The 15,943-nt window shown below is 63.9% G+C and carries 17 protein-coding genes and 4 tRNA genes; 3 read left to right on the top strand and 18 right to left on the bottom strand.

From position 1 onward, the window contains the following. Positions 1 to 91: 91 nt before the first annotated feature. From secF to E3N85_RS02725, 16 genes are all read right to left on the bottom strand, one after another. Positions 92 to 1,105 carry a protein translocase subunit SecF gene (gene secF / locus E3N85_RS02800; protein WP_134459149.1) on the bottom strand — a complete coding sequence of 338 codons (1,014 nt, stop codon included), beginning with the start codon at positions 1,103 to 1,105 and terminating at the stop codon, positions 92 to 94. Continuing rightward, a complete protein-coding gene (secD, locus tag E3N85_RS02795) occupies positions 1,105 to 2,826 on the bottom strand; it encodes a protein translocase subunit SecD (RefSeq protein WP_134459147.1) in 1,722 nt (573 codons plus the stop codon). The genes secF and secD overlap by 1 nt, the downstream gene beginning before the upstream one ends. A 116-nt stretch (positions 2,827 to 2,942) precedes the next feature. Further along, positions 2,943 to 3,329, bottom strand: a complete 387-nt coding sequence (gene yajC, locus E3N85_RS02790; protein WP_134459145.1) for a preprotein translocase subunit YajC — start codon at positions 3,327 to 3,329, stop codon at positions 2,943 to 2,945. 114 nt (positions 3,330 to 3,443) lie between these two features. After that, positions 3,444 to 4,493 (bottom strand): Holliday junction branch migration DNA helicase RuvB, encoded by a 1,050-nt coding sequence (gene ruvB, locus E3N85_RS02785; protein WP_134459143.1) that lies wholly within the window; start codon positions 4,491 to 4,493, stop codon positions 3,444 to 3,446. Then, positions 4,490 to 5,155: a Holliday junction branch migration protein RuvA gene (gene ruvA / locus E3N85_RS02780; RefSeq protein ID WP_134459141.1), complete on the bottom strand. Its 666-nt coding sequence runs from the start codon at positions 5,153 to 5,155 to the stop codon at positions 4,490 to 4,492. The genes ruvB and ruvA overlap by 4 nt, the downstream gene beginning before the upstream one ends. Next, complete coding sequence (gene ruvC, locus E3N85_RS02775) at positions 5,152 to 5,793, bottom strand: crossover junction endodeoxyribonuclease RuvC (RefSeq protein WP_134459139.1); 642 nt, start codon at positions 5,791 to 5,793, stop codon at positions 5,152 to 5,154. Before ruvC ends, ruvA begins: the two co-directional genes overlap by 4 nt. Before the next feature lie 4 nt (positions 5,794 to 5,797). After that, on the bottom strand, positions 5,798 to 6,562 hold the full coding sequence (locus tag E3N85_RS02770) for a YebC/PmpR family DNA-binding transcriptional regulator (protein WP_134459137.1): 765 nt from the start codon (positions 6,560 to 6,562) through the stop codon (positions 5,798 to 5,800). 109 nt (positions 6,563 to 6,671) lie between these two features. Then, a complete protein-coding gene (locus E3N85_RS02765; RefSeq protein WP_134459135.1) occupies positions 6,672 to 7,226 on the bottom strand; it encodes a DUF1697 domain-containing protein in 555 nt (184 codons plus the stop codon). Between the two features lie 86 nt (positions 7,227 to 7,312). Further along, positions 7,313 to 7,948 carry a pyridoxal 5'-phosphate synthase glutaminase subunit PdxT gene (gene pdxT / locus E3N85_RS02760; protein ID WP_370289008.1) on the bottom strand — a complete coding sequence of 212 codons (636 nt, stop codon included), beginning with the start codon at positions 7,946 to 7,948 and terminating at the stop codon, positions 7,313 to 7,315. A 17-nt stretch (positions 7,949 to 7,965) separates the two neighbouring features. Continuing rightward, the gene (gene pdxS / locus E3N85_RS02755) at positions 7,966 to 8,868 is read right to left on the bottom strand and encodes a pyridoxal 5'-phosphate synthase lyase subunit PdxS (protein WP_134459133.1); all 903 of its coding nucleotides are present in this window, start codon (positions 8,866 to 8,868) and stop codon (positions 7,966 to 7,968) included. Positions 8,869 to 8,963: 95 nt separating this feature from the next. Continuing rightward, positions 8,964 to 9,572, bottom strand: coding sequence for an HIT domain-containing protein (locus tag E3N85_RS02750; protein ID WP_134459131.1), 609 nt, complete (start codon positions 9,570 to 9,572; stop codon positions 8,964 to 8,966). A 1-nt stretch (position 9,573) separates the two neighbouring features. Continuing rightward, complete coding sequence (gene thrS / locus E3N85_RS02745; RefSeq protein ID WP_241978282.1) at positions 9,574 to 11,508, bottom strand: threonine--tRNA ligase; 1,935 nt, start codon at positions 11,506 to 11,508, stop codon at positions 9,574 to 9,576. A gap of 225 nt (positions 11,509 to 11,733) precedes the next feature. Further along, entirely contained in the window at positions 11,734 to 11,925 is a 192-nt protein-coding gene (locus E3N85_RS02740; protein WP_134459127.1) for a DUF1918 domain-containing protein, read from the bottom strand. A gap of 111 nt (positions 11,926 to 12,036) precedes the next feature. Next, positions 12,037 to 12,108: transfer RNA gene (locus tag E3N85_RS02735), tRNA-Val, on the bottom strand. A 42-nt stretch (positions 12,109 to 12,150) separates the two neighbouring features. Then, positions 12,151 to 12,224, bottom strand: a tRNA-Cys gene (locus E3N85_RS02730). Positions 12,225 to 12,282: 58 nt separating this feature from the next. Continuing rightward, a tRNA-Gly gene (locus E3N85_RS02725) sits at positions 12,283 to 12,354 on the bottom strand. Positions 12,355 to 12,711: 357 nt separating this feature from the next. Here E3N85_RS02725 and E3N85_RS02720 point away from each other — a divergent pair. The 3 genes from E3N85_RS02720 to E3N85_RS02710 all read left to right on the top strand — a co-directional run bounded on the left by E3N85_RS02720 (position 12,712) and on the right by E3N85_RS02710 (position 14,363). Then, positions 12,712 to 12,784, top strand: a tRNA-Val gene (locus E3N85_RS02720). 179 nt (positions 12,785 to 12,963) lie between these two features. Next, the gene (locus E3N85_RS02715; RefSeq protein ID WP_134459125.1) at positions 12,964 to 13,677 is read left to right on the top strand and encodes a M50 family metallopeptidase; all 714 of its coding nucleotides are present in this window, start codon (positions 12,964 to 12,966) and stop codon (positions 13,675 to 13,677) included. 35 nt (positions 13,678 to 13,712) lie between these two features. Further along, positions 13,713 to 14,363, top strand: coding sequence for an SDR family oxidoreductase (locus tag E3N85_RS02710; RefSeq protein ID WP_134459123.1), 651 nt, complete (start codon positions 13,713 to 13,715; stop codon positions 14,361 to 14,363). 37 nt (positions 14,364 to 14,400) lie between these two features. On the opposite strand, the gene E3N85_RS02705 is transcribed toward E3N85_RS02710, so the two are convergent. Beyond that, on the bottom strand, positions 14,401 to 14,970 hold the full coding sequence (locus tag E3N85_RS02705) for a hypothetical protein (RefSeq protein ID WP_134459121.1): 570 nt from the start codon (positions 14,968 to 14,970) through the stop codon (positions 14,401 to 14,403). A 70-nt stretch (positions 14,971 to 15,040) separates the two neighbouring features. Continuing rightward, positions 15,041 to 15,772: a YqjF family protein gene (locus E3N85_RS02700; RefSeq protein ID WP_134459119.1), complete on the bottom strand. Its 732-nt coding sequence runs from the start codon at positions 15,770 to 15,772 to the stop codon at positions 15,041 to 15,043. Positions 15,773 to 15,943 lie beyond the last annotated feature (171 nt).

Genomic DNA, 15,943 nt, shown 5'->3' with positions numbered 1-15,943 from the left:
TCCTTACGCCCCCAGCGATACAATACCGGCCGTACCCAGAAGCGGCCAGCCCACCGGGGCTGGCCGCTGCGCGTCGTGCGGGTGCCTGCAACTAGGCTGTGAGGCTCTCCGCGGCTGGAGACGAGGCCTTGGCACGCGCGGCGAGGGCCTTCTTGTCGTGTTTGCGAATGGCATCCTCACCGTTTCGCAGCTGGGCGTAGAGCGGTGTCGCAATGAATATGGTCGAGTAGGTACCGACCAGAACTCCGATGAGCAACGCGAGCGAGATGTCGCGCAGGGTGCCGGCACCCAGAAAGAACGCACCGATGAACAAAATGGATGCCACGGGCAGGGCCGCCACGACCGAGGTGTTGATCGAGCGCACGAGCGTCTGGTTGACGGCGAGGTTGACCGACTCGGAGAAGGTCCGGCTCGAGCCTGAACCGTCCAGATTGGTGTTCTCGCGAATCTTGTCGAAGACCACAACGGTGTCGTACAGCGAATAGCCGAGAATAGTGAGGAACCCGATCACCGCCGCCGGCGTGATTTCAAAACCCGTGATTCCGTAGAAACCGGCCGTGATGACGAGGTCGTGCAGCAGCGCCACCATGGCCGCCACCGACATCTTCCACGTTCGGAAGTACACGGCCATGATGATGCCGGCGAGTATCAGGAACACCACGAGGGCCCGAAGGGCCTGTCCGGTGATGTCCTGCCCCCAGGTCGCCCCGATGAAGGAGGTCGCGACTTCCGTGACCGGCACGTCATAGGCCGCAGCGAGAGCATCACGCACTCCCGACGTCTGCCCTTCCGACAGCTGATCAGTCTGCACCCGGACACCGTCAGAACCGACAGTGGAAACCTTCGCAACAGCTTCGGGGACGACGCTCGCGACGGCGTCCGTTGCCGTGGTCTCTGACTGGCTCGTCGTCTGCGAAACGACGAACTCGCTACCCCCGGTGAATTCGATACCGAAGACGAAGCCACCGCGCAGCAGGAACGGACCGACGAGGGCAATGAGGATCATGCCACCGGCGATGAGATACCACAGTTTGCGACGCCCGACGATATTGAGCGAACGCGCACCCGTGTAGAGGTCATTTCCGAACTGCGAGAAACTGGCCATCAGGAATCCTTCCTGTCTGTCGATCGATCAGTGCTGGTTCCAACGAGTTCCGACGCCTTCCGTTCGGCGATGGTTTGCCGTTTGGCCGCCTCTTTGCTGGAGGATGAGGCCTTGGTCCCCGAGACAGCCGCCGAGGGCTCGAATCGAGCGCGTCCCCGGTAGACGGCACCGAGCGCTCGAGGATCGAGCCCGCTGAATTTGTGACCCTCGTTGAAGAACTTCGTCTGAGCGACCAGCTGAAGCATCGGGTGCGTGAACAAGCCGACCACGAGGAGGTCGACGACCGTGGTGAGACCGAGGGTCAGTGCGAACCCGCGCACGTTGCCGACGGCGAGCACGAACAATACGGCTGCCGCGAGGAAGTTGACAACGTCGGAGGCGACGATGGTGCGGAAGGCCCGCTTCCAGCCAGCCTCGACCGAGGACTCCAGCCCGCGGCCGTCACGCAGCTCGTCGCGCACGCGTTCGAAGTAGACGATGAACGAGTCGGCGGTGATACCGATGGCCACGATCAAACCGGCGACACCGGCCAGGGACAGGCGGTAGCCCTCGCGCCAGGACAGGATGGTGATCAGGAGGTAGGTGATCACCGCTGCCACGCCGAGGGACGCAATCGTGATCAAACCGAGAAGACGGTACTGCGCGAGCGAGTACATGACAACGAGGATCAAACCGATCAGGCCGGCGATGAGCCCATTCAAAAGTTGCGTCGAACCGAGCGTCGCCGAGATGGTGTCCTGGCTTTGCACGGTGAAGCTGATGGGGAGAGCACCGAACTTCAGCTGGTCGGCCAGGGCCTTGGAACTGTCCTGGTCGAATGAACCGGTGATCTGCGGCTTGCCATCGAGGATGGCGCCCTGGGTGGCCGGCGCCGAAATGACTCGGCCGTCGAGCACGATCGCAAACTGGTTCTGCACACCGGTGAGGTTGAACAGTCGTGTTGTGACATCAGCGAATTTCGACGTTCCCGTGCCGTTGAAGACGATGTTGACCGCCCACTCGCCCGTGGTCGCGCCGCTCTGCGTGGTGCGCTGGCCGTTGGTCGCGTTGGCGATCGTCGATCCGTCGACCTCGACCGGGCCGAGGATGTACTTGACCGAGCCATCGGCTTCGCAGGTGATCAGGGGCTGGTTGGCCGGCGCCACATTGGTCGTGTTGATTTTGCCGCAGTCGAAGGAGTCGTACTCGGCCTGGAGTGCGGGCGTGACGTAGTTCAAATCGCTCGCGTTGGTCGGTTCGACGGCGGGCGTGGTCGACAGGCTCGGATCGACAGGAGCCTGCGGTGCAGGCGTTGCGGTACCGTCAGCGCCCATGGTCTGGCCGGACGGTTGGCCCGCCACGAGCACCGCACGGAACTCGAGCTTGGCAGACGACTTGATGCGTTCCAGGGTGGCGTCATCGGGGGTACCGGGGATCGACACGACGATGTTCCGGCCGCCCTGGGTGTTGACCTCCGCCTCGGAGACTCCCGAGGAGTTGACGCGCTGGCGAATGATGCCCACGGCCTCGGTGAGCTGCTCCGAGGTCACTGTCGCGCCACTCTCGACCTGAGGGGCAAGGATGATCTGCGTTCCACCCTCGAGGTCGAGTGCCAGTTTCGGCGTCCACGATCCGTTCTGGGTGAATACGCCGAAAGCGTTGAGGGCGATCAGGCCGACGATAAGCACGCCAAGCCAGGTCAGGGAACGCCAGGCCTTCTTGACCGGAGACGACTTAGCCACCTATGAACTCAGCTTTCTGTTGGCGCCCACGCCAGAATGCGTGGGCGCGCCGCGTGATGCAGTACGTGCGTTGTGTTACCTGTGGTGCTCAGCAAGTATTGCGTGAACGAATGAAACTACGCGTCACCCTTTTTGGGCTGTTCGGTGCTGTCGGAGTCGCCCTCGGAAACCCGCTGGCCGAATTCTGGCTCACTGAGCGAGTCGGTGTTATCGACACTGGAGTCATCGAGATCGTCGGCGACGACCGGCTCCACCACGCGGGCGATGGTCTGACGGTGGATTTCGACAACGACGCCGGGGGCGATCTGCAGCTCGACCTTGTTGGCCTCTTCATCGATGGCGATGATCGTGCCGTACATGCCGAAGTTGGTCATGACGTCGGCGCCGGGAACCATGGTGGCCTGCAGGGCTTCCTGGTCTTTCTTGCGCTTGCGGCCGTTGCGGAACATGAAGAAGACGAGAACGGCCAAAACGGCCAACATGACGAGAGTCAATGAATCCATAAAACTGTATTACCTTTCGATTGCGGCACGGGTGGCCGAAGCTTGTATTGACGGCCCGTTTGTGCGGGCCGGTACCTTCTGAACTAAGGCTATAGACAGATGGACCAAATTGAATTATAGATCAAGAAGGGTGGCACTGCCCTGAGGAGGGGTCAGACCGAAATGTTGCCACGCTGCGCTGGTGGCAACCCGCCCTCGCGGGGTACGCGTGAGGAAGCCTATCCGCACCAAGAACGGCTCTACGACCGCCTCCACCGTTTCGGACTCTTCACCGACCGATACGGCCAGGGTGTTGAGCCCCACCGGCCCGCCTCCGAACCGGGTCAAAATGATCTTCATGACTTCGCGGTCGAGGCGGTCGAGACCGATCGCATCGACGTCATACAGTTCGAGGGCCGCGTGCACCGCGGCGATGTCGGCCGCTCCCCCGTGCACGAGCGCGTAGTCGCGCACGCGGCGTAACAGGCGGTTCGCGATGCGTGGTGTGCCGCGGCACCGCCCGGCGATCTCGGCGAGGGCATCTTTTTTTATCGGCAGGTCGATCAACTGCGCGGCCCGGGCGAGCACTTGTTCGAGCTCGCTGTCGGCGTAGAACTCGAGGTGGGCAGTGAACCCGAATCGGTCGCGCAAGGGGTTCGGCAGCAGACCTGACCGGGTAGTGGCGCCGACCAGGGTGAAGGGCGCGAGGTCGAGCGGAACGGAGGTAGCACCGGCGCCCTTGCCGACCATGATGTCGATGCGGAAGTCTTCCATGGCGAGGTAGAGCATCTCTTCAGCCGACCGTGCCATGCGATGGATTTCATCGATGAACAGCACTTCCCCCGGTACCAGGGACGACAGCACTGCCGCGAGATCGCCGGCGTGTTGAATGGCCGGGCCGCTCGACATGCGCAGCGGGCGGTTGCCCTCGTACGCGACGATCATGGCGAGGGTGGTCTTGCCGAGGCCGGGTGGGCCCGCCAGAAGGATGTGGTCGGGTGTGCGATTCTGCATCGTCGCGGCGGTCAGCAGCAGCTGCAACTGCCCGCGCACCTTCTTCTGGCCGACGAATTCGGCCAAGCTCGCCGGGCGCAGGGCGCCCTCGAAGGCAAGCTCGGATTCGCTCTCCAGCGACGGGTTAGTCAGCTCAACGGCGGGGTGCTCAAAGCCGGCGTCGGGGTTCATGAGCGACCCGTTCCCGTGGCCGCAGCGGCCGAGCCCGTTGCGTGGTGCGCCGCCGGGCCTAAGCGGCCGAGAGCCAATCGGAGCACGGCGGCGACCGTTGGCGGCGCGGTATCCTCGCCCGCAGCATCCGCCAGGTCAGTGAGGGTCTCATCGACGGCCTCGGCTGCGACGCGCTCCGACCAGCCGAGGCCGATCAGTGCCGCCTGCACGCTCGCGGCGACCGAGGTAGCCCCGGGTCGGCGGGCTGGCGTGCTCGCAGCCGTGACCGCGAGTTTGCCGGTCAGGGAGAGCACGATGAGTTTCGCGGTCTTCGGCCCGATGCCGCTGACCTTACGGAATGCGCCGTCGTCTTCGCCCGCGACGGCCTGGGCGATCTGGTTCGGGGTGAGCACCGCGAGCACGCCGAGGGCCGATTTGGGGCCTACACCGGTGACACCGACGAGCAGCTCGAAGACCGCGAGTTCGTCAGCGGTTACAAAGCCGTACAGGGTGAGGGAGTCTTCGCGCACGATGAGGGTCGTCATCAGCCTGGCTTCTTCATCGATGCGCACGCCGAGTGCGGTGGCCGGCGTCACCTGCACGCCGAGGCCGACTCCCCCGACCTCGATCACGACGGTTGAGCCTGCGGTTGAAAGGACGAGGCCACGTACGGAAGAGATCACCGCTTAAGACTACGGGGCACCGCCGACGCTGCTGGCACCGAACCCCGTTCGGCGGCGCGCCACGCTTTCTGGGCGGGGGTCAGTGCTCCAGGGGTGAGCGCGCCAGCGGTGAGCCTGTTGGCGGCGACCGAGGCGACGGTCGGAAGGGTGCCGCCTGATGCCCCGGTGCGCCAGGCATGACAGATCGCGAGGGCGAGGGCATCCGCTGCGTCGGCTGGTTTGGGGATCTCGGTCAGCCCGAGAATGCGGGCGACCATGGTGCCGACCTGCTTCTTGTCTGCGGAACCGTACCCGGTGATGGCGGCCTTCACCTCGCTCGGGGTGTGCAGGGTCACCGGTAGGCCGCGTTGCGCGGCGAGCAGCAGGGCGACCCCGCTGATCTGGGCGGTGCCCATGACGGTGCTCACGTTGAGCTGCGCGAAGACCCGCTCAATGGCGATGAACTGCGGCCGGTGTCGGTCGAGCATCTCTTCGAGTCCCCGGGACAGCAGCAACAGCCGCTGTTCCAGGGGCAGGTCGGGCGCACTGCGCAGCACGGTCACGTCAACCAGGCGGGCCGAGCGATTGCCCTCGACGTCGACCACGCCCACACCGCAACGGGTAAGGCCCGGGTCGATGCCGAGAACCCGGACCGCCATCGGACTACGCGGACTCGGCGGCCAGTGCGGCCTGTACCTCGGCCGACAGGTCGTAGTTGGAGTACACGTTTTGCACGTCGTCGAGGTCTTCCATCGCGTCGATCAGGTGGAAGACCTTGCGGGCGGTTTCGGCGTCGACCTCGATCTTGAGCGACGGCACGAAGGCGATATCGGCCGACTCGTAGTCGATTCCGGCAGCCTGCAACGCGGTGCGGGTGGCGACGAGGTCACTCGCGTCGGAAAAGATCTCGAAGGTCTCACCCTCATCGATGACTTCTTCGGCACCGGCGTCGAGAACGGCGAGCATGATGTCGTCTTCGGTGATCGTCGGCAGGCGCTTGACCACGACGACGCCCTTGCGGTGAAAGTTGTAGGCCACGCTGCCCGGGTCAGCCATGGCTCCGCCGTTGCGAGCCATCGTGGTGCGCACCTCGGCCGCGGCGCGGTTCTTGTTGTCGGTAAGGCACTCGATCATGATTGCGACGCCGTGCGTGGCATAACCTTCGTACATGATCGTCGTGTAGTCGACCTGCTCGCCCGACAACCCAGCACCGCGCTTCACCGCACGGTCGATGTTGTCGTTGGGGACCGAAGTCTTCTTGGCCTTCTGAATGGCGTCGACCAGGGTGGGATTACCCGAGAGGTCAGCGCCGCCGAGTCGGGCCGCAACCTCGATGTTCTTGATGAGCTTGGCGAACGCCTTCGCCCGACGCGAGTCGGTGACCGCCTTCTGGTGCTTGGTGGTGGCCCATTTGGAATGCCCGGACATACATCTCCCGTTGTTGTGCGTGATCGTTCTCTGTGGTGCGGCGGGTGCCAGCCCTGGTTACAGATGCGGCGGCAGCGCGTGGTCGGTGCACGTTAGGTGCCGGATCAGTCTATCCCGGTGTAACTTCCAGCAGCTTATGCAGGGTGTTCAGGTTGCGGGTCGTCGTCGTGTCGCGGTATTTGATCTTGGCGCTTTTCTTGCTGAAGGCGCTCTTGATACCCACGGCCTTGCGAACCTCCCAGTAGAGCACACCGTGGCCGAGTTCGATGCGCTCGTCGGCGGCATCGAGTTCCTTCGCGTGGCCGGCGAGCTCACTGAGATGCCCAGGGTCGGACGAGAACATGACATAGGAATGCCAGCCGTCACGGCCCGCGTCGAACGGGTACGCGCGCACAATCCGATCGAGCGATTCGGCATCGACGAGCACGATCCACGCCTCGTATTCGAACCGGGCGGTCAGTGCTGCTTCAATGCGAGCCTTGAGAGCCGCGGCATCCGCTTTGTCGACGAGCGGGCTGTCGATGCTGAAGAGGACATTGCCGCTCGCCAGCACCGTTTTCACGTCGGTGTAGCCGAGGTCATGGAAGGTGGCGGCAAGATCTGTCATGGCAATGGTTATGCCGTTGACGTTGATGCCACGAAGCAGTGCTACATAACGGGTCATCGTTGACCACTTGAATTCTGAGTCATGTCTGAACCATAGCTACACTCCCGCGCCGGGCACAATTGGGCCCACAGCCGGCCGCTTGATCACCGGGCTGCGACGACCAGTTTCTGCAGGAAATACCGGTGAAAACGGTATTCGCCGGTGATCTCCGGGTGAAAGGACGTGCCGAGTAGGTTGCCCTGCTCCACGGCGACGCAGCGGCCGTCGTCGAGGGTGGCCAGCGCGGTCGCCCGCGGACCGAGCGTCTCCACGACGGGAGCCCGAATGAACACGGCGTGCACCGGCTTCACCCCGAGCGCTGGAATGTCGAGGTCGGTCTCAAAGGATGCCGTCTGCGAGCCGAAAGCGTTGCGGCGCACCGCGATGTCGAGTCCGCCGAGACTCTGCTGCCCGTTCATGCCGTCGAGAATCGTGTCGGCGAGCATTATCAGGCCGGCGCAGGTGCCATAGACCGGCAGGCCGCCCCGGATAGCAGCCCGCAACGGCTCGGCGAGGCCGAACGTGCGGGCCAGCTTGTCCATGACGCTCGATTCGCCGCCCGGAATGACCAGACCGTCGAGGCGGTCGATTTCTTCCGGACGGCGCACCAGGTCGACGCTCGCTCCAAGATCGCGCAGCACCTGCGCGTGCTCGCGAAAATCCCCCTGCAGGGCGAGCACCCCGATCCGCAGCCCTGTCGGTACAGCGGTTTCAGCAGGTCGGGTGCCGACGGAGAGAATCGCCACGAACGGCCCGGCTACCAGCCGCGGGTGGCGAGGCGGTGCGGTGCGGGGATGTCGGACACGTTGATGCCGACCATGGCCTCTCCGAGGCCGCGCGAGACACCCGCGATTACCTTGGCATCGTCGTAGAACGTGACGGCCTTGACGATTGCCGCAGCGCGCTGCTCGGGGTTGCCCGCCTTGAAAATGCCGGAGCCGACGAACACGCCGTCAGCGCCGAGCTGCATCATCATGGCGGCGTCGGCCGGGGTGGCCACGCCCCCGGCTGTGAACAACACGACGGGCAGCTTTCCGGTGGAGGCGATCTCGGCGACGAGCTCGTACGGTGCCTGCAGCTCCTTGGCGGCGACGTACAGTTCGTCGCGGCTCATCGAGGAGAGGCGCTTGATCTCACCGTTGATGGTGCGAATGTGCTTGGTGGCTTCGGAGACATCGCCGGTGCCGGCCTCGCCCTTGGAGCGAATCATGGCCGCACCTTCGGTGATGCGGCGGAGCGCCTCACCGAGCGTAGTAGCGCCACAGACGAAGGGAATGGTGAAGTTCCACTTGTCGATGTGGTTCACATAGTCGGCCGGGCTGAGCACCTCGGACTCGTCTATGTAGTCGACGCCGAGCACCTCAAGGATTTGGGCTTCCACGAAGTGGCCGATGCGGGTCTTCGCCATGACCGGAATATTGACCTCGGCGATGATGCTGTCGATGAGGTCGGGGTCGCTCATGCGGGCCACGCCGCCCTGTGCGCGGATGTCGGCGGGAACGCGTTCGAGAGCCATGACGGCGACAGCGCCGGCGTCTTCAGCAATACGAGCCTGGGCAGCGGTGACGACGTCCATGATGACGCCGCCCTTGAGCATTTCGGCGAGTCCACGCTTGACGCGGCTCGATCCGAATTGCTCGGCGGAGGTTGATTCAGTCATAACCACCATCCTATTCCTTGCACGGTGGTGGTCTGGTCAGAGGGGTCGAAGGGAAGTGACCGGGCGCACCGGCACGCCGCCCGGTCGGAGCGGAATTAGAGGGTGCCTGCAGGCGCGGTTGTGGCGCCGGGCCAGCCCTCGGCGATCTCCCGACGCACGTCGCCGAGCAGACGCGGAATGGCCTTGGTGCCAGCGATGATGGGAAAGAAATTGGAGTCGAGTGCCCAGCGGGGCACGATGTGCTGGTGCAGGTGCTCGGCGATGCCGGCCCCGGCGATGCGCCCCTGATTCATACCGATGTTGAATCCGTCACAGTTCGATACCTCGGTGAGCACCCGCATCGCGACCTGGGTGAGTTCGCCGATCTCGGCGATCTCTTCCGATGTGGCCTGGTCGTAGGTGGCGACATGCCGATATGGGCAGACGAGCACGTGGCCGCTGTTGTAGGGAAACAGGTTGAGGATTACGTAAGCGTGGGTACCGCGCGCCACGATCAGAGCCTTCTCGTCGTCCAGTGTCGGCGCAATGCAGAACGGGCAGTCATCGGGGTGCGGCTGCTGCCCGTCTTGGATGTAGACCATCCGATGCGGCGTCCAGAGCCGTTGGAAGGCATCCGGAACCGCGGCGAACTCGGCAGCGGTTTCGGTCGCGCCAGCGTCGACAGCGTCCGAGCCACGCAGCCGATCGTCCGTAATTCCCGTCATGCTATGCCTGTACTTCGGCCGCGACCGGGCTCGTGATGACCTGGGCGCGGATCTCGATGGATTCCACGATGAGACGCACGGCCTCGGCGATCGGCACGCCGTTTTGCTGCGTGCCGTCGCGGTAGCGAAAGCTCACCGCGCCGTTGGCCTGGTCGTCTTCGCCGACGATGAGCTGGTAGGGCACCTTCGCCTTGGTGTGGGTGCGGATCTTCTTCTGCATGCGGTCGTCGGAATGGTCGACCTCCGCGCGCACGCCGGCCTTCCTCAGGGTGGCGATCACATCATCGAGGTACGGGCCGTACTGCTCGGAGACGGGGATGCCGACGACCTGCATCGGCGCCAGCCAGACCGGGAACGCCCCGGCGTAGTGCTCGGTGAGCACGGCGAAGAAGCGCTCGATCGAGCCGAACAGGGCGCGGTGGATCATGACCGGGCGCTGGCGGCTGCCGTCGTTCGCGGTGTATTCGAGGTCGAACCGTTCTGGCAGGTTGAAGTCAAGCTGAATGGTCGACATCTGCCAGGTGCGCCCGATGGCGTCGCGGGCCTGCACCGAGATCTTGGGGCCGTAGAACGCTGCCCCGCCCGGGTCGGCGACCAGATCGAGACCGGATGCCTCGGCGACCTCACGGAGCGTCTCGGTGGCTTCGTCCCAGGCGTCGTCACTGCCGACGAACTTTTTCGGGTCCTTGGTGGACAGCTCGAGGTAGTAGTCCTCGAGGCCGTAGTCGGCGAGCAACTGCAGCACGAAATTGAGGGTGCTCGTGAGCTCCTCCTTCATGCCTTCCTTGGTCGTGTAGATGTGGGCATCGTCCTGGGTCATGCCGCGCACCCGGGTGAGCCCGTTGAGCACGCCGGACTTCTCATAGCGGTAGACCGACCCGAATTCGAACAGGCGCATCGGCAGCTCGCGGTAGCTGCGACCGCTGGACTTGAAGATGAGGTTGTGGAACGGGCAGTTCATCGGTTTCAGGTAATAGTCGACGCCCTGGCGGGTGACATGGCCGGTCTCGTCACGTTCCTCGTCGAGGTGCATCGGGGGGAACATGCCTTCGCGGTACCAGTCGAGGTGGCCCGATGTTTCGAACAGGGTCGACTTGGTGATGTGCGGCGAATAGACGAAGTCGTAGCCGGCCTCAACGTGGCGCTTGCGGGAGTAGCTCTCCATCTCCTGCCGAATGATGCCGCCCTTGGGATGGAATACTGCCAGGCCGGAACCGATCTCCTCGGGAAAGCTGAACAGGTCGAGTTCGGCACCGAGTTTGCGGTGATCGCGCTTGGCCGCCTCTTCCTGACGGGTCTGGTAGGCGCGCAGTTCGTCTTTGCTGGGCCAGGCGGTGCCGTAGATGCGCTGCAGCTGCGGGTTCTTCTCGGAGCCACGCCAGTATGCGGCGGCCAGGCGGGTGAGCGAATAGCCGTTGCCGATCATGCGGGTGTTGGGCAGGTGCGGGCCGCGGCAGAGATCTTTCCAGAGCGTCTCCCCCGTCTTCGGGTCAACGTTGTCGTAGATGGTCAGTTCAGCGCCGCCGACCTCGACCGACTCGTTGTCCTCGGTGCTCGAACCACCCTTGAGGCCGATGAGTTCGAGCTTGTACGGCTCAGCGGCCAGTTCAGCGCGGGCTTCGTCGTCGGTCACTACGCGACGCACGAAGCGTTGGCCTTGACGGATGATGCGATCCATGGCCTTTTCGAGTGACTTCACGTCGTCAGGGGTGAACGGCACCTCGACGTCGAAGTCGTAGTAGAACCCGTCGGTGATGGGCGGGCCGATACCGAGCTTGGCGGTCGGGTTCACCGTCTGCACCGCCTGGGCCAGGACGTGAGCGGCTGAGTGGCGCAGAATGCTGAGGCCGTCGGGAGAATCTATGCTGACCGGTTCGACGGCATCCGTTGGCAACACGGTGGCTGCCAGGTCTTTCAACTCGCCGTTGACGCGCATCGCGACAATGGATCGGTCGGTGAAAAGCGCAAAGCCGTCAGCCACGTGTATTACTCCCTATTGTTTGCCTACCCGTCAACTTTAGCGGCGCGCGCGTCACTGTTCGTCGGCCGACGGGACGTTGGAGAGGTCCGTCGGCCGCAAGCAACATTTTCGGGCGTTGACGGGTGAGGCATCAGGGAGTGCGAGAGCTCAACCCGGTGTCGGCCAGGCTGAGCCCTGCGCCTAGACGGATTCTGTGTGTTCGATGACGAAATCGGCGCCGGGGTACACGATGCTTTCGTGTCGGTCGTCGAACGCGACGAGGTACGGTGGACCGCCGTCGATTCCGCGAACCTCGAGAATCTCGCCTCGACGATCCGGTCGCTCCACCGTTTTGCCACGAATGACAATTCGATCTCCTATTGTTGCGTGCATTGCACTCACCTCCTGCGGGCAAAACTACGCGGGCAGCCAATGCCGCGCAAGGGCACCGGCTGCGGCGGTTTTTGGGTACAAAAAAACCCCGTTTTACCGGGGCTTTTACTGTGGGCGATACTGGGATCGAACCAGTGACCTCTTCCGTGTCAGGGAAGCGCGCTACCGCTGCGCCAATCGCCCAAATTTCTGGGAACTGCGTACTCTCAGCATGTGCACCGAGAATGGAGGTGGATACGGGATTCGAACCCGTGTTAACGGCTTTGCAGGCCGCTGCCTCGCCTCTCGGCCAATCCACCAGTTGGGTTCATACCAAACGAATTGGAACCGGCCTTGCGGCCGATTCCAGATCATTCGAGCGGATGACGAGATTCGAACTCGCGACCCTCACCTTGGCAAGGTGATGCGCTACCACTGCGCCACATCCGCAACTGTTCGCATTTCTGCGTACTTGGAGACTCTAGCCGAATAGCTAGACGGAAACCAAACCGAGCCGTTTACGGCGTGTTGCCCCAAGAAATGCCGGGCCGTTGCGCGGCCCAGTTGGCGCCGGGATCCGGTTCTACTTCGTGCCGATCAGTGCCATTCGCACCTGGTCTCTCGGATCACTCGATCACTCGAGCACTCGATCGCTCGAGGCTTCCGCGCTGTGTCGCGCGAAAGTCAGTGCGCGGTTGCACGCAGCGCGCGCCACACCGGTGCGCGGCGTCGATGTGCGACGACGCACCAGTCTGGGCTAGTATCAAAAGTCGCAACAGCAACTTCGGTTGCCGCGCGCAGAAGTTTGGGCGATTGGCGCAGCTGGTAGCGCGCTTCCTTCACACGGAAGAGGTCGTGGGTTCAAGTCCCGCATCGCCCACCGAGAAAACCCCCGTTCATGCGGGGGTTTTTTTATGCCCCCTCACCGCCCCGCCCGCCGCAGCCGGCTTCGTGCCGGAACCCGGTAGTCCGCGGGTCGCGGCGATTGCCCAGGCTGGTGCGATCCGCGCACGCCGCCGTGAGCGTACAGCTGAGAGCTGCACACCTAGTCTGAGAGGCATGGACGTGCTGCTCGACATCTGGCAACGAATGACGACACCGCATGCCGCGCTGGCGCCGCTCACGGCCTGGCTGACCGTGGCCGCAGCCGGCGCGATCGTCTTGTTCACCCCGGCATGGCGCCTCGCCCGGCACGCGATCACGATTGTGCACGAAGGCGGGCACGGCGTCATCGCGGTGCTGAGCGGACGCCGGCTCGGCGGCATCCGCTTGCATTCGGACACCTCCGGGCTCACCGTGAGTAGCGGGCGCCCGAGTGGGCCGGGCATGATCCTTACCCTATTGGCCGGCTATCCGGCCGCCGCGCTCCTCGGCCTCGGTGCGGCCTGGCTACTCAGTCTGGGCTATGACGTGGGCCTGCTGTGGGCACTCCTCGCCCTCCTGGCCCTGCTGCTCGTGCAGATTCGCAACTGGTTCGGCCTGTGGTCGGTTGCCGTGACCGGCGCCGTCGTGTTCGGTGTCTCCTGGTTTGGGTCACCGCTCGTGCAGGGCGTGTTCGCCCTTTTGGTCACTGCGTTTCTGTTGTTCGGTGCACTGCGCACGTCCCTCGAATTGCAGCGATCCCGGTCGCGGCGGGCTGGCTCCTCGTCGGATGCCGACCAGTTGGCCAGGCTCACGCACGTTCCCGGGATTTTCTGGGTCGCCGTCTTCCTCGGCGTGCAGCTGCTCTGCTTGGCGCTGAGCGCACGACTGCTCGCCTTTGACCAAATCTAAGTGCCAAATACGGCCAACCGTGGCAGGGTTGGAACATGACAAAGATTGCGATCATCGGCGGGCACGGAAAAGTTGCCCTCCACCTGGCCCGCCTGCTCACAACCGATGGCCACGAAGTGAGTTCATTAATCCGCAACCCCGACCACTTCGCCGATGTCGCGGCGACCGGTGCGACACCGGTTCTGGCGGATGTCCAGAATCTTTCCGTAGATCAGATGGCGACCGCTCTGGCCGGGCACGACGCTGTGGTCTGGTCGGCCGGCGCCGGCGGAGGCGGCGCAGAGCGCACCTACGCCGTTGACCGGGACGCGGCCATCCGCTCAATGGACGCTGCCGCGCAAGCCGGCGTGAACCGCTACGTGATGGTGTCGTACCAGGGGTCACGTGCCGATCACGGAGCCTCCCCCGAGGACGGCATGTTCGCCTACTACGAGGCCAAGGCCGCCGCCGATGATTATCTGCGCGGCACCGCACTGAACTGGACCATTCTCGGACCGAGCACATTGACTCTGAACGCCGCGACGGGCTCTATCACCGTGGGTTCCGACGCACGTGGGGATACCTCACGCGAGAACGTGGCGCTCGTTGCCGCCGCCGTGCTGACTGACAACACTACGGTGGGGGCGTTCATCGAATTCACCGACGGTGACGTGCCGATCGGCGAGGCCATAGCCGCTATCCGCTAACAGGCTCAGCAGCGCCCCGGCCCAGCAGCGCACAGGCTCAGAAGCCGAAATCTCCACCGAAGTCGCCGCCACCGAAATCTCCGCCGGAGTCGGCACCCGCATCGCTCGCGGGGTCGGCGTTGGTTTCGGTGTTAGCGTCAGCGCCGGCATCCGTACCCCCGCCGTCCATCGGCATAAAGGCGCTCACCAGTGCCGAACCAATGACGAATCCGGCTACGGTGCCGAGCAATGAGCTGCCCATCATGCCGCCGAAGCCCATTCCGTTCTGGTTGCCGAACGAACGGGTGAGCGTGCCAGGCTGGCGCAGTTCGGCCCGGGTCGCTGCCTGGGCAAGCGTGGCCGGTGCGGCATCCACCGGGCGCTCGCTCGGTTCGACGTTCTCGGTCAGCTGGCGAAAGAGAATGTCGCGCTGCTCGTCGGTCAGCTTCGAGAAGGCCTCGGTGTGCACCTGTTCAATGGTTTCCGGCGGAGCCGTGCGCAGCAGGTACTGGTAACGCTCGACCGCGATCTCATCCTCGCTGCGCGCGGGGGCGCGGGTAGGGCGGTTTGATCGGTCGTCTGTGGGTGATTGGTCCTTGCGGCCCAGCAGAAAGTCAAGAATTCCCATGGTGTCCTACTCCTTGTGTGAATGTGTCTGTGATCTTTATTTTTTCAGATCTCTCTGAGTGCTGGCGGCGTCAGTTTCCCCGGCCGAACCAGGTCGTGACGCCGGGCGAGTAAAGCACCGATTCCGGAGCGCGATCGGCGAGGCCGGCGAAACCTGCACCAGCCAGCAGCGTGTCGTCGATGCTCACCAGTTCGGCACGGTACAACGGCCACGGCTCATGGTGGTTGCGTAAATGCACCGTGCGACCACGGATACTCGTGAACAACGCCCATCGTGCGGTGAGAAAATCTGCCAACGGATCATCGACGACGGCGACTGGACCCGGTCGGGCCACGACCGATGTGTACTTGGTGCGGTCCCCGTGGCGCGTCGATGTGTACCGGTACTGGCCGGAATCAACCGTGAGACCGGTACGCGACCAGACATAGGGCAGCGAGAACAGACCGCGGGCGGCGAGTACAGCCGCGAGACGACTGGCCTCCAGCGATACAAACACGACACCGCGACGGCCCTGCGGATCGACGGCATAGAGGCGCACATTCACTTCAACGAAGGAGCCAAAGTACGGTATCGGCGGGCTACCGAGAATTGTCGCGCGATCCAGCACGAACGGAATCAGGCCGACCCAGGCCGACCCGTCGTATTCATCGGGTACGAGGCCGTGAGGCAGGAGCGGCGCCACCAGCGCGGCATCCACGCGCCAATGCAGAAACACCAGGTGCGACCAGCGCTGACTCGCCGACGCCCGCCCCGCCAGGGGCGGTGCGACCGCCGAAATGGGATAGGCCTCGGCGTTCGTCACGGGTTCCTTTCACGGGAAATTTTCGCTGGGAATTGTCACTGGGAATTTTCGCTGGGAATTTTCGCTGGGAATTTTCGCTGGGGATTTTCGCTGGGAATTTTCGCTGGGGATTTTCGCTGGGGATTTTCGCTGGGTGTGCCTCACGGTACTCGCTGGGGCAGTCTCTACGCC

It is taken from the genome of Cryobacterium sp. Hz9, assembly GCF_004402825.1.
GTDB lineage: Bacteria > Actinomycetota > Actinomycetes > Actinomycetales > Microbacteriaceae > Cryobacterium > Cryobacterium gelidum.
This window is presented reverse-complemented; position numbering and strand designations above follow the sequence as displayed.

Excerpts from the sequence above, each read along its gene's own strand:
- E3N85_RS02715 (WP_134459125.1), top strand. The coding sequence starts at position 12,964 with ATGGACGTGCTGCTCGACATCTGGCAACGAATGACGACACCGCATGCC.
- E3N85_RS02750 (WP_134459131.1), bottom strand. The coding sequence starts at position 9,572 with ATGACGGGAATTACGGACGATCGGCTGCGTGGCTCGGACGCTGTCGAC.
- ruvB (WP_134459143.1), bottom strand. The coding sequence starts at position 4,493 with ATGAACCCCGACGCCGGCTTTGAGCACCCCGCCGTTGAGCTGACTAAC.
- E3N85_RS02770 (WP_134459137.1), bottom strand. The coding sequence starts at position 6,562 with ATGTCCGGGCATTCCAAATGGGCCACCACCAAGCACCAGAAGGCGGTC.
- ruvC (WP_134459139.1), bottom strand. The coding sequence starts at position 5,793 with ATGGCGGTCCGGGTTCTCGGCATCGACCCGGGCCTTACCCGTTGCGGT.
- E3N85_RS02705 (WP_134459121.1), bottom strand. The coding sequence starts at position 14,970 with ATGGGAATTCTTGACTTTCTGCTGGGCCGCAAGGACCAATCACCCACA.
- thrS (WP_241978282.1), bottom strand. The coding sequence starts at position 11,508 with ATGCGCGTCAACGGCGAGTTGAAAGACCTGGCAGCCACCGTGTTGCCA.
- pdxS (WP_134459133.1), bottom strand. The coding sequence starts at position 8,868 with ATGACTGAATCAACCTCCGCCGAGCAATTCGGATCGAGCCGCGTCAAG.
- E3N85_RS02740 (WP_134459127.1), bottom strand. The coding sequence starts at position 11,925 with ATGCACGCAACAATAGGAGATCGAATTGTCATTCGTGGCAAAACGGTG.
- yajC (WP_134459145.1), bottom strand. The coding sequence starts at position 3,329 with ATGGATTCATTGACTCTCGTCATGTTGGCCGTTTTGGCCGTTCTCGTC.
- secF (WP_134459149.1), bottom strand. The coding sequence starts at position 1,105 with ATGGCCAGTTTCTCGCAGTTCGGAAATGACCTCTACACGGGTGCGCGT.
- E3N85_RS02765 (WP_134459135.1), bottom strand. The coding sequence starts at position 7,226 with ATGACCCGTTATGTAGCACTGCTTCGTGGCATCAACGTCAACGGCATA.
- E3N85_RS02710 (WP_134459123.1), top strand. The coding sequence starts at position 13,713 with ATGACAAAGATTGCGATCATCGGCGGGCACGGAAAAGTTGCCCTCCAC.